The following is a 13,245-nucleotide window of genomic DNA, read 5'->3' on the forward strand; positions in this document are numbered from 1 at the left end:
CCCCCAGGGGGCACGATTACACCCACATTGCTTATGTCATCTGCCTAGGTTGTCGCCAACCTTCTGTCCATGCACGTAGCGACGGAAGCAATCTCGTGTCAGTTAAATCTAATTGCAGCGGCGTAAGAGAGATATTACCAGCCGCTACCGCGTGAAAGTCTGTTCCTTCGCTCGCATCAAACACGGCCCCGGCTTCCCCAATCCAGTAGACTAGATTTCCGCGTGGATTTCTTGTCCGGATTACTGGATTTGATGGATGTCGTTTACCAAGCCGCGTGACACACCAACTACCCATTCCAGCATACATCCGGCTCGGGATATTTACATTGAGTAACATATGCTCAGGTAATTGAATACGTGACCAATATTGAACGATATCCGATGCTACGCGTGCTGCTGAATCCAGATGTGCCCAATCTTTTTCCGCCAGCGAGAACGCGATTGACGGTATGCCGAATAAAAATCCCTCAATAGCTGCCGCAACAGTACCCGAATATAGCGTATCTTCCCCCATATTCTGCCCATTGTTAATACCAGAAATCACTAAATCTGGCTTTCCATCAATTAAAGAGGTAAGTGCTATATGGATACAATCAGTTGGTGTGCCGTTCACATATCGCGATCCATTTCCAGCAGTGAAGACGGACAGGGGTCGCCACAGTGTTAGCGAGCTTGATGCGCCACTGCAGTTATGCTCCGGTGCAACTATGACTACATCGCTGAAGGGAATAAGCGCCTGATGTAGCGCCGTGAGCCCAGGCGCTAGATAACCATCATCATTACTAAGCAGGATTTTCATCAAGTTATTGAAACCGAGGATGTTTTGCTAACGAATAGCCTATTGGGCACATAACTCAATCATAGATTGTATGAAAGAGCGTTCTAAATAGTTAATAATAAGCACGCGCTTTAAACTAAAAAATTGTTGTGGCATATATTGCAATATCGATGCCTTTTTGATTCCTGCGACTTTATAGATAGTCGTACCCGCATGACCTGCCCACATATCATCAACTTCATATTGTCTGCTGTACTTATACTGACCTATAGGATAATCCCCGCCATACATTAGCAAACTCAGAAGTGCTGCGGCATATCTAAACAATAGTAAGTACTAAACACTAACAGCGGCTTACCCCTCGCAATTATTAAAAGCGGTAGCGAGGAGCTAACGCTCGGGTAATCCCGAGACAGGCTGACAACACTCTACACGTACGGTGCCAATGAAAGTAGAAAATCTGCTAAATACACCATCCAAGTATTGAACTGATGGCCAGCATTCATGCTGAGCGAATGCTTTACAGCATTGCATGGGCAGCCAGCCCTCGTTTGGATTTTATTAGCAATCAAAATCCTAAAGTTACAGCATTATTTCTGTGCTGCTTATTAAGCAGACCTATATTCTGGAGGATATTTATACCGCACGATCTATTAAATCATACTGCGGTAGTCGAAAAGATATGTACTCGACTGCACACTAGAAAATTGCATTATAGATCGCATCTTTATGCTGCGCAGCCGTATGCACAACAAATAAAGCGCTGCTTATGCGTTAAATTAAAGCATGCTCTGTTATTGAGCAGATAGTTGAATTAGACCGAGTGGCGATCCAATACGGCACGTGCTATCGTGCCGGCGTCGACATATTCGAGCTCACCGCCAACAGGTACACCACGAGCTAGTCGCGAGACTTTTAATCCACGTGCCTTGAGTATCTGACCTAAGTAATGGGCAGTTGCCTCGCCTTCATTTGTAAAGTTAGTGGCTAGCACAACCTCACTGACTATTCCATCAGTTGCCCGGTCCATTAATCGATTAAAGTGGATCTCATGTGGCCCAATTCCGTCGAGTGGGCTCAATCGTCCCATTAACACAAAATACAGGCCACAATATGCGAGTGTTTGCTCGAGCATGATTTGATCGGCAGGTGTTTCAACCACGCATAGCAACATTGGATCGCGCTGCTGGTTGCTACATAGCTCACATACATCACTTTCAGTAAATGAGTTACATCGGGTACAATGCTTAAGAACTTGTGTCGCATGCAGTAGAGACTGCCCAAGCTTCCTCGCTCCGTCTCGGTCGCGCTGTATTAAGTGATAGGCGATGCGCTGTGCGGACTTTGGTCCTACACCAGGTAATATTCGCAGCCCTGCGATTAGTGCCGCTAGGGCGGACAACGGCTTTATATTTATATGCATCGAAAACTAACGCATGCTTAGAATTTAAATAGAATATATCTTTTATCGATAGCCCGCCTAGGCTTAGAATGGTAGCTTAAGACCAGGTGGTAGGGGAAGCCCGGCAGTCATACCAGACATTTTCTCTTGTGCTGTCGCCTCTGCTTTGCGCACCCCGTCATTAAACGCGGCGGCTACTAAGTCTTCCAGCATATCCTTGTCATCAGCTAACAGGCTTGGATCGATCGTGACACGACGCACTTCGTTTTTGCAAGCCATTGTTACTTTCACGAGGCCAGCGCCGGACTGGCCTTCGATTTCGATCTGCGCGAGCTGTTCTTGTAGTTTCTTCATATTTTCCTGCATTTGCTGCGCTTGCTTCATTAAGCCGGCGAGTTGGCTTGTCATCATGATCAAAATCCTTCAAATAGAGAGGGGGAATGCTACATTAGCCGATCATATAGCAGATGCGTGGTAGTCAGCGTTAAGCGGGCGAATCGAACCCGGTACAATCGTCGCGTCAAATTCGCGGATTAGCGTCTGTATGAACGGGTGAGTATTAATCTCATGCTCGGCTTTCTGCTGTTGCTCTGCGCGTCGCGCAATCACTACAGCCGCAGCTGTGTATCGTGTAGGGCCAACTGATATAATTACACGAACTATCCTATCTAAGACTCTCTCGATGGAGAGCTGTAACTTTTCAGCGTTTGCCATATCAGCATATTGTGGCACCGATACGCACAATACTAACTCGTTACTATTACATGCTACAAGCTCACTGTGAAGCGCAAGTTGGTAAGAAATACCACGGAGTGGTAGCGATTCAGCTAATGTTGGCCAGTCGCCGTCGTATCCGAGCGGTGTAAGAGACATATCCGGAGCGCTAATCGACAAATTATCCGTCAGCGCAGAAGAATTAAGTCTGCTTACATTGAAGTTGTCTTCATGCACAGATAGCGAAACATACGTGTCATCCGGCGGCACGTCATCCCAAGGTGTCACTGATATTACCGGCGAGCGAACAGTGGTTTGCGCAGCACTTGCGCTGAAAGCTGCATTGCAAGGACTTGCAGCGTCTCGCTGCAAGTCCTTGCTGCTAGTTGACTGATGCTCAGCTATAAAGAGCCGTTCTGACACGGATAACGCTTTTATAGCAGCTGACTCTATCGCCTCAGATTGAATTTCTACTAATGCGGCTTCTGATATACAGGAGCGCTTGCTTAAGATTCGGGTTTCTTTGTTGTCTATCAGAATTCCAAGGACGGCCCCTATGTCAGTTACATTAGTGCTAACACTGCTCATTTGTGTAGATTGCGTACACAGCTTCATTGCTGTGTAAGCTTTTTCTGCTTGCATAATTTGATCTGTGTCAGTTTGGTCATTCGCAGATAAAGATAGGTCGTTCGAACGTACGGCTGTTTTCAGTGACCCAGTATTGTTAGAAGAAATAGTGGGGGATAGCACTGCTTCAGTGCTATATAAGCTTTGAGCAGATTGATGTCGCGCGTCGCCGAAGGCGTGTACATTATTTGCTATTGGGCTGCCGCCAGTCCCAGAGCCAGCCCCAGAGCCAGCCCCAGACGAGTCGATTTTTGGCGAATACCTACGCGTTGTATCGATAGTACCAAATGCAAGCATGCGCAACAGCGCCATCGTAAAACCAGCATACTCGTCTGGGGCTAGCTTTAATTCGGAACGACCAATCGTTGCGATCTGATAATAAAGCTGTACAGCTTCAGGCGTTAATTTTTTCGAAAAACGCCGAACCTCGGCCTCTTCCGGCGATTCATCCAACACCGAATCAGGTACTACATGCGCCCACGCAATCCGATGTAGCAGGCTAGATAAATCCTGCAGCGCAGTTGAGAACGACAAGCTGCAAGACGCCATCTCGTCAGCTACCGAGCGCACAGTAGCACCATCACGCGCAATGATAGCGTCTAGCAGACGCACTAGATGGGTTTGGTCTAGCAACCCTAGCATATCTCGAACAACCCGCTCGGTTACAGCGCCTGCTGAATATGCAATTGCTTGATCGGTCAACGACAGCGCATCGCGCATGCTACCAGCCGCGGCCCGCGATAATAATTTTAAGGCTTGCACCTCGAAACTGATGCCTTCTTCGACTAGAATATATTCTAGGTGTGAGGCGATATGACCGGCTTGCATCTGTTTGAGGTTAAACTGCAAACAGCGAGATAACACAGTGGCAGGAATCTTCTGTGGGTCTGTCGTTGCGAGAATAAACTTTACATGCTCTGGCGGTTCTTCAAGCGTTTTAAGCATTGAGTTGAACGCGTGATTGGTTAACATGTGCACTTCGTCGATCATATAGATCTTGAATCGCGCATTAACGGGTGTGTAAACAGCACGCTCAAGCAGTACCGCCATCTCGTCAACACCTCGGTTGCTAGCCGCATCCATTTCAACATAGTCAACGAAGCGTCCTTCGTCGATTTCATGACACGCCGCACATAGACCGCACGGAATGGCGGTGATACCGGTCTCGCAATTAAGCGCTTTGGCTAAAATGCGCGATAGAGTCGTCTTGCCAACGCCGCGCGTTCCAGTAAAAAAATACGCTTGATGCACTCGTTGTACTTTTAATGCATAGGTGAGGGCGTGCACAACATGCTCTTGACCGATAATCGAGGCAAAATTCTTAGGTCGCCATTTTCGTGCGAGAACTTGATAAGTCATTGTAAAATTATATCAGCAATACGCGAGATTATCGGCTAACTACTATTGGTTATGGATATGTCCGCTAGAGAACAAAGTTCGTATGCGAACATTAGCGCATAATACCAATAAATTCTGTGTATCCTCTTAGCACCAGAAAATATGGAATTAAAAGCACTAGATCTAGTGATCACAAAAAAAGGGGGAGGCAGGTGACGAGCCCAACCCTCGGCACTGGCGGAAAGCGGCTATGGCTGCTTCGTTCCCGACCTGACCAGGTTCACTGCTCCTCCATGCGAGGAGGCCCGTCATAAGCTATTATAGCACTGGATTGTATTTCAGCGCTACTGCGCACGATGAGGGGCGAATTACGTTAATATGAGCATGGAAAAACCTGCGCGAATAAGCGAGGGTAGTTCCGGCTATTGCGTTTCGCGAAAAACTACTACTAGGCAGTGATATGCCTGCCGAGTAGATTTTTAGAGATTAGGGCGGGCACAGGCTATCATTGAAGCCGATCCCCCCGGACTTTTAGAGATAACACGATAATGAGCGAACAAATCAAGCACATTACTGATGCTTCTTTCGAGAATGATGTGCTCAAGGCAGAAAAGCCTGTTCTACTTGACTTCTGGGCAGAGTGGTGCGGCCCGTGCAAGATAATCGCACCGCTACTAGACGAGGTAGCACGTGACTACGGTGACCGCCTGCAGATCGCGAAGATCGATGTCGATCAAAATCCGTCGACACCAGTCAAGTTTAGTGTACGGGGTATCCCGACCTTGGTCTTATTCAAGAACGGCGTGGTAGCCCAAATGAAGGTCGGCGCGCTGTCGAAAGCCCAAATTACAGCGCTGATCGATAGCCATATCTAAGACTTTCGATAGCGCGCGTACAGTGACAGTGCTCGCGTTAGCAATGCTATGCTATTCTAGAACTAGAAAAGCGTGATACATTGCAAAACGTATAGCGCTCTAATCAAGCTTGTCGCCCGACGACCTCCTCCCCTTCTGTCGCTTCTCCTCTCTCCCTGGCGGGACTCTTGTATGCATCTATCCGAGCTCAAGTCGCAACACGTATCCGCTTTGATTGAAATGGCTAATGCCTTAGAAATCGAAAACGCGAATCGCCTGCGCAAACAGGAGTTAATGTTCGCAATTCTAAAAAAACGTGCCAAAACTGGCGAAACAATCTTTGGCGACGGCACCCTGGAAGTATTACCAGATGGTTTTGGTTTTTTGCGCTCGCCCGAGACATCATATTTGGCGAGTACCGACGATATCTACATTAGTCCATCGCAAATCCGCCGCTTTAACCTACACACCGGCGACACTATCGAAGGCGAGGTACGTACACCGAAAGATGGCGAACGGTATTTCGCGCTGGTTAAAGTTGACAAAGTCAATAGACAGCCGCCCGAGGCCTCGAAACACAAAAGTATGTTTGAGAACCTTACGCCGCTGCATCCAAATAAGCCGCTGTTGCTCGAGCGTGATATGCGTAGCGAGGAAAATATTACAAGTCGAATTATCGACATGATTGCACCAATCGGTAAAGGCCAACGCGGACTGCTAGTTGCGTCGCCTAAATCTGGCAAGACTGTTATGCTGCAACACATCGCGCATTCGATTCAATCGAATCATCCAGATGTGACATTATTTGTTCTACTTATTGATGAGCGCCCGGAAGAAGTGACTGAAATGCAGCGCTCAGTGGCCGGCGAGGTAATTGCATCTACATTCGATGAACCAGCCTCGCGCCATGTGCAGGTTGCTGAGATGGTAATTGAGAAGGCTAAGCGACTAATCGAGATGAAGCACGACGTGGTAATTCTATTAGATTCAATCACGCGGCTCGCACGCGCTTACAACACAGTCGTTCCTGCGTCGGGCAAGGTCTTGACCGGAGGAGTCGACGCTAATGCGCTACAACGCCCGAAACGCTTTTTTGGTGCGGCGCGCAACGTAGAAGAAGGCGGTTCGCTAACAATTATTGGCACTGCGCTGATTGAAACTGGCAGTCGAATGGATGATGTGATCTATGAAGAGTTTAAGGGAACCGGAAATATGGAAGTTCATCTAGAGAGACGGCTCGCGGAGAAGCGGGTCTATCCGTCGATTAACCTAAATAAATCAGGTACCCGTCGCGAGGAATTACTAATCAAGCCGGAAATCCTGCAGAAGATTTGGGTGTTACGCAAGTTTATCCATGATATGGATGAAATTGAAGCTATGGAGTTTCTGCTTGACAAGCTGAAACAGACTAAGAGTAATTCGGAGTTTTTTGATATGATGCGCCGAGGCGGTTAAAAATAGCCTCTCACCGCTTGTCAATCCACAAATCGCTGTTATGTGCATAAACGTTCTATTTATGAACCGAGCACAATATTTTTATTAATTATCAGCGCAGATTTCATCCAGCGGTAACACAAGGACACCCGAACTCTGAAGTACTGCAGGAAATGAGAGTTAGCAATACTAGAGCGTAGCAAGAGATATTGGCTAAGAGAGGAGAGAAGAGAAGCTGTGCGGCAAGGCTAATCTCGATCGTCTTATTCGTCTTATTCGTGTAGATTGGCTAATGAGAGTCTTCACTCAACTAAAGTCGAGCTTTACTAGTGACGTAGAGCATAGTTTGCGCATCGGAATAAACGTATCTACCTCCAGATCCTGATTTACAAATTTTTAAAAAAGCAACATGCTGATTTGTCGCTAATGCATCATTGGTATTCTTTGCTAGATACCAATGAGTAAGTCACGTATATGCGTACGAAGAAGCTCCAGCTTGCCCCTCCCTGCGTACCCCTGGAGTTTTATGCTTTCTCTAAGCAGCATCCGAAAGCTGTATCAGCTGCTTGTGCGCTATTATTTGATAATTGAGCCAACATTAAGCTGCTTAAAAAATTTATCAATTCACTGATTTTAATTAATAATTCTACTATTTTTATCAAAATAACTCGCGCATTGATAGTAAACTGTTAACAGAGTAACGTAGTGCAATAAGACCGTCGCTTAAAACTAAGGAACGTATTATGAAGAAAAACATTCATCCGGATATCCGCGAGGTCGTATTCCAGGACATGTCTAATGGTAAAACATTCATTATCAGTTCAACAATCCAGACGCGTGAGACGATCGATCTTGACGGAAAGACGTACCCTCTCGCGAAAGTTGAGGTATCCTCTGAATCGCACCCCTTCTACACAGGTGAGCAGAATAAGTTTATCGATACAACCGGACGCGTTGAAAAGTTTCGTCAGAAATTTGGTAGCCGTGCAGGTATAAAGATTACAAAGTAGCGCAGCGATCGGGGGGGGTGGTTGCTCTAGTGCTGAGTGCCAGCTCTTCGTCGCAGTGCTAAAAACTAGAATATTTTTTTCATTAAAATCAGCCGAAACTGCCTTTTTCTTCCTTAATGTCGGTTCGCGATGCTATTAAGAGTCCGGCTAGATGGCCGATCATACATTCGGTTGTGAATCGACACGTATCAGCCTGTCTTTTACTCATGGCCTTCTGTGCTACTAACGAACCACACGGAGTTAGCTATGCCAATAATTGATGACGCTTATATGAGCATACAGCTTATTCAAATATAATTCTTCAAAAAGAAGAAGCAGTCTATATAGACTAGCTTTAGTGCTATACAAATGATAGAGAGCGTTACTTGGTATTCAGATTAACAACTACCGAACATAGTCGGTAAGTTATTCCTCTATAAGGAGACCGATTCCTTAAAGGAAGTTTAGGGCTGCCTGCATGAATTACATATCGATAATACGACCCCCGATATGAGTAAATTACCCAGGCTCCATCGGTAGATAAACTACGCTTTTTTCTTATGGTACTCTCGATACATTATCGCTACCCGCTAAATTATTTTTCTTGTTTGCATTGAAGTGTACTAAAGGGAAATCCAGAGCGCACGCTGTAATAAAATATTGGTAAAATATAGACACTAAGCTTTAAAACTTGTTAACTCTATTAACCGATATAAGCAAGACAATTTTGGTTTAGAAACGCGTTTATGTGTACCTAGCTGTCATTCGGCTGATAGTATATGTAATAGCGCCATCAATATGCACAGGTGTGAATTCAATTAATCTGAAGTTAGGTTTCCGCAACATATCCGACTAACTCTACTGTATTAGATAATTAGAACACTCTTCGACCTGCTTGAGTGTGAATGCTCTGATATTTCGTACTTATCGAGAAAATAGGAGCAAGATAGAACTGAGGTAGTTAAGCCTAAATTTAGAGTCTTGGAAATAAAAAATAAATACCGAATAAACAAGAGATTTTTTTAACTTTGGCGGAGTGGACGGGACTCGAACCCGCGACCCCCGGCGTGACAGGCCGGTATTCTAACCAACTGAACTACCACTCCAATGTAATGCTATATAGCTCTTGTTTTTTCTAAACACGTTTGCTTAATGATGTGCTAGAAATTTGGCGTCCCCTAGGGGATTTGAACCCCTGTACTCACCGTGAAAGGGTGATGTCCTAGGCCTCTAGACGAAGGGGACAAATTTTTACATTAAGAACAGCTGAATTATAACGATTTTTTGTTTTTTTGTAAAGTTTTTTATCATTTTTAATGATGATTTTATTTATTTATGAACATAATAATTTTTTTTACTTCTAAAAAATCTACTGTTGTTTTCAATAAAAACTGAGAGTACACTCAGAAATCTACTTCATAATCTACAAGAATTTTTTTAGCGTAATTTTAAATAAATTTAATTATTGCGCATGTCGAGGCGCGTCATGTATTTTGTTAACTATAGACTGCTCAATTTACTTCTACTGAAGTCGGTTTATCACGTCTACTTCAGTAGAAGTACTACACCGCATTCGTCGATAATATAAATTATTATATCATGTGGTTTTATAAAAAATATATATATTTCTAATATATATATCGTACCATCGTTTTTATCTACATTATACTAAAATCAGTATATTTAACGCAATATACTATATTTACTTAACCGTAAATTTACGTACAAATTTATAGGTCGTTATTCGTGTAAATTTTACTTTATATAAAAGCTTGATACTTTATTTTATTTAGTTACACTCACTATCGATAGATTTAAATATAAATTTAACGACCTACTAATCATCTACGTTGTATCTATACTGAAATATTTTTTTATTATTAAGCTATACAAACTCTGTAGTCAATATAATACATCATACTTATATGACTAGCTATGACGATGCCCCAAATTTTAACACAAGCATTTTTATTTTTATCTTTATATTATATAAAGCTACAACGCTCAATTTATAAGAGATACACCTTGTGTTATGATGTGCAAGTCTATCGTTTTACCCTATATTTATCTAAGGTAGCGGACTTAATGCTTTCTGACTACAGGAAATCGATGATTATACCCAGTCTTATTAGACTGTAATTTTGATCTAACCAACTCGAAAAATTATATCATACGTACTGATAATATTTTTCTTAATTTCTTGCTATTTATAGTCTGTATCGTAATCGCCGAACATACTAATAAACTTTATTTAGCTAAAGAAATAGCTGTCTTTCTAATATTAATCTACAGAATTTTTTGTCGTAATTTTGATACTAATGTCAATACGCAACATGCAGAAAACATTACCCTATCTACTAACAACGTAGATATCGCCCGTGTTAAATATAGTGTTTGCACAGCGTAATATTTTTACGAATCAATTTCTTATATGGAAAAGTCCGATGATAGCTGATGTAATACTACGATATCTGACAAATGTCAAATAACACAAGTATTAATCTATCTTAATAAGATTTGTATTTATAAAAAATGTAAATTTGCATTTTTGTATTTTTCTCAGAAATAGTCTAATAATATATATTTCTTATCAATTTTTTAATAATTGAATTATATAGACATTACTGCTATTTATAGAGCAGTTTTATTAAACTTGAGATATTTACTAATTCGTTTATACTGTCAATTCAATAATTGAACTGAAAAATATCTAGTTTTTTCTAGATAAATAAATTTTTATATCGTACTTTTATATCGAGTCGATATCTTTAGTATTTAGTCAAATTAATCGAATTTAAATTATTATTAAAACGTGATTTTTAATATTTTTTTAGTTTTTACACTTTGTGCATGAGTAGCTACCTCTTGGTGGAGGTAAGCGGGATTGAACCGCTGACCTCTTGCATGCCATGCAAGCGCTCTCCCATCTGAGCTATACCCCCCATACATTAATCCAATATATAAAAAAAGTATCTGTAAAGTCGTATGATATAGACTGTTTTTTTAGTTTAAGATAATACCATCCGCAGCCGCTTGAGTACAGTGTCGCGACCAAAAAGATATAGAACTGCATCGATTGATGGAGTATGAATCGTTCCAGTCATCAGTAGACGTACGGGCATCGCTAGCTGAGGCATCTGTAGCTTGTAAGCCGCTAGCGCATCTTTCAACGCTGCATTAATAGCTTCTTTCGTCCAGTCAATCCTCGCAAGGGCTTCGATGAACTCAATAAGTGCGGAACGTGCCGCGTCTTTTAGTGAAAAATTATATTCACATGATTCCGTTACTGGAATCCGATAAAACATTACCGCATTTTCGGCAATTTCTTTAAGGGTATTCGCGCGGTGCTTAAATAACGCAACGACGCTTTCTAGTGGCGCACCCTGCGTCGCATCAACACCAAGCTCAGTTAACATTGGTAACACAAGTGATGCTAGCCTCGCATTCTCAGCTGCTTTTATATAATAACTATTAAGCCACTTTAACTTATGAGCATCGTACTGTGCAGGTGACTTACTTAGATACTTGGGATCGAACCATTCGATGAATTGTTCCCGCGAAAAGATTTCGGTATTACCGTATGCCCAGCCAAGTCGAGCGAGATAATTTAATATTGCTTCGGGCAGGTAACCCTCATCGCGATATTGCATCACGCTCATTGCATGATTGCGTTTACTCATTTTCTCGCCTTGCTCATTCAGAACCGTGGGCATATGCCCATACATGGGGGGAGTGGCGCCTAGCGCACGTAAGATATTCATTTGTCGCGGCGTATTGTTCACGTGGTCGTCTCCACGGATTACGTGTGTAATCGCCATATCACAGTCATCGACAACCACGCAAAAGTTGTATGTGGGTGAGCCGTCTGACCGCGCGATAACGAAATCATCAAGCTCTTCGTTTAAAATCGAGATGCGCCCCTTTACCATATCGTCCCATACTACCGCACCATCTAACGGATTTTTAAAGCGCACAACGGGCTGCACACCGGCGGCTGGAATCGGTAAAATTTTACCTGGCTCGGGCCGCCAGGTGCCATCATAGCGTGGCTTTAGGCCTGCTGTACGCTGTCGTGCGCGTAGTCTATTTAGTTCCTCGGTCGACATGTAGCATGTGTATGCCAGGCCCTGATCAAGATATATCTACATCCCTTCTCCTAACTCTCCATCCGTCATCTGTTATTCAGGCCAACATCCCCCCCCACCCTTCCCACTCCCAAAACCCAAACCACTTCATACTACATTCCAACCCCATTCTTTCTCTTCCACTCACTATCACAACCCCCCCTCATCTCATCCCCCTTACCCTATCATTAAAACTCTCCCTCCAACGTATCTCCTTCCTCACTCATTATTCCACTTACATCTTCCCTACTTACCACTTCTCCCCCTCTGTACCTATACTTCCTCTTTCCCAACTCACAACAATTTGATAAACTCATCACTCGCTCCTCTAACTCTACTCTCCCGTCAATTCCATATCCAACCTTATTATCTCTGTCTCATTCCTTTTTAAATTTCATTACACTCTTTATCCTTATATGCATCCTCACAACCCCTCTTTAATCCCCTTCCCACCACACTCCCTACACGATTGTATTCAACTCCACTACTGCTTACTCAATTATATCCATACAATTTAATAAAAAACCATCGCTATATAACATTCAACATCTACTCATATCCTTTTCAAATCCCATTTATATTACATATATTAAAAAAAACACTCTAACCCCCACAACTAACACCTCACACCCCCACCTAAAACAGTACTCCATAACCTAACTTCAACCCCCAACAACACTAACCACCCATCACACCCCCAATACCCTAACACTATAAAAATACCTCACCATCCCTTCTCTCCAACTAACAACAATCTCATTCTCAAATTCTATTTTCCTTACACCAACCCCCACACATCTAACCTCCCACCACTTAAAACTCTCCACATAAACAACCCACCTTATCTACACAAAAATAATCCAAAAAAACTCCCATATATAACAAATATCAACAACTCTAAAAAAACCTACCAAAATATACCAACATAAAAACATATTACCCAAATCATATACCCAAACAATCACCCACCCAACCCCCCAAAACC

Annotated in this window: 6 protein-coding genes, 3 tRNA genes, 1 other RNA gene and 2 pseudogenes; 3 read left to right on the top strand and 9 right to left on the bottom strand. The window is 43.0% G+C overall.

The features are described from left to right. Nucleotides 1-31: 31 nt before the first annotated feature. From surE to ffs, 5 genes and pseudogenes are all read right to left on the bottom strand, one after another. Nucleotides 32-799 (bottom strand): 5'/3'-nucleotidase SurE, encoded by a 768-nt coding sequence (gene surE, locus GJV44_RS00875; RefSeq protein ID WP_226806645.1) that lies wholly within the window; start codon nt 797-799, stop codon nt 32-34. Between the two features lie 793 nt (nt 800-1,592). After that, the gene (recR, locus tag GJV44_RS00880) at nt 1,593-2,189 is read right to left on the bottom strand and encodes a recombination mediator RecR (protein ID WP_226806846.1); all 597 of its coding nucleotides are present in this window, start codon (nt 2,187-2,189) and stop codon (nt 1,593-1,595) included. A 75-nt stretch (nt 2,190-2,264) separates the two neighbouring features. Beyond that, on the bottom strand, nt 2,265-2,591 hold the full coding sequence (locus GJV44_RS00885; protein WP_226806646.1) for a YbaB/EbfC family nucleoid-associated protein: 327 nt from the start codon (nt 2,589-2,591) through the stop codon (nt 2,265-2,267). Between the two features lie 132 nt (nt 2,592-2,723). After that, nucleotides 2,724-4,880: pseudogene (gene dnaX / locus GJV44_RS00890) on the bottom strand (DNA polymerase III subunit gamma/tau); the annotation flags it as partial. 190 nt (nt 4,881-5,070) lie between these two features. Beyond that, nucleotides 5,071-5,169: signal recognition particle sRNA small type (gene ffs / locus GJV44_RS00895), an RNA gene on the bottom strand. Between the two features lie 238 nt (nt 5,170-5,407). Here ffs and trxA point away from each other — a divergent pair. From trxA to GJV44_RS00910, 3 genes are all read left to right on the top strand, one after another. Continuing rightward, nucleotides 5,408-5,734 (top strand): thioredoxin TrxA, encoded by a 327-nt coding sequence (trxA, locus tag GJV44_RS00900; RefSeq protein WP_226806648.1) that lies wholly within the window; start codon nt 5,408-5,410, stop codon nt 5,732-5,734. 171 nt (nt 5,735-5,905) lie between these two features. Beyond that, nucleotides 5,906-7,168 carry a transcription termination factor Rho gene (gene rho, locus GJV44_RS00905; protein ID WP_226806649.1) on the top strand — a complete coding sequence of 421 codons (1,263 nt, stop codon included), beginning with the start codon at nt 5,906-5,908 and terminating at the stop codon, nt 7,166-7,168. 722 nt (nt 7,169-7,890) lie between these two features. Beyond that, nucleotides 7,891-8,157, top strand: a complete 267-nt coding sequence (locus tag GJV44_RS00910) for a type B 50S ribosomal protein L31 (protein WP_226806650.1) — start codon at nt 7,891-7,893, stop codon at nt 8,155-8,157. A gap of 1,008 nt (nt 8,158-9,165) precedes the next feature. Here GJV44_RS00910 and GJV44_RS00915 read toward each other — a convergent pair. From GJV44_RS00915 to gltX, 4 genes and pseudogenes are all read right to left on the bottom strand, one after another. After that, nucleotides 9,166-9,242, bottom strand: a tRNA-Asp gene (locus GJV44_RS00915). Nucleotides 9,243-9,305: 63 nt separating this feature from the next. Further along, nucleotides 9,306-9,381 (bottom strand) — tRNA-Glu (locus tag GJV44_RS00920). A 1,621-nt stretch (nt 9,382-11,002) separates the two neighbouring features. Next, nucleotides 11,003-11,078: transfer RNA gene (locus tag GJV44_RS00925), tRNA-Ala, on the bottom strand. A 66-nt stretch (nt 11,079-11,144) separates the two neighbouring features. Continuing rightward, a pseudogene (gene gltX / locus GJV44_RS00930) lies at nt 11,145-12,272 on the bottom strand (glutamate--tRNA ligase); the annotation flags it as partial. Between the last annotated feature and the right edge of the window lie 973 nt (nt 12,273-13,245).

The organism is Candidatus Vallotiella adelgis, from assembly GCF_020541305.1.
In the GTDB taxonomy this organism is placed as follows: Bacteria; Pseudomonadota; Gammaproteobacteria; order Burkholderiales; family Burkholderiaceae; genus Mycetohabitans; species Mycetohabitans adelgis.

Coding starts and splice junctions, on each gene's coding strand:
- surE (WP_226806645.1), bottom strand. CDS start 799: ATGAAAATCCTGCTTAGTAATGATGATGGTTATCTAGCGCCTGGGCTC.
- GJV44_RS00885 (WP_226806646.1), bottom strand. CDS start 2,591: ATGATGACAAGCCAACTCGCCGGCTTAATGAAGCAAGCGCAGCAAATG.
- trxA (WP_226806648.1), top strand. CDS start 5,408: ATGAGCGAACAAATCAAGCACATTACTGATGCTTCTTTCGAGAATGAT.
- rho (WP_226806649.1), top strand. CDS start 5,906: ATGCATCTATCCGAGCTCAAGTCGCAACACGTATCCGCTTTGATTGAA.
- GJV44_RS00910 (WP_226806650.1), top strand. CDS start 7,891: ATGAAGAAAAACATTCATCCGGATATCCGCGAGGTCGTATTCCAGGAC.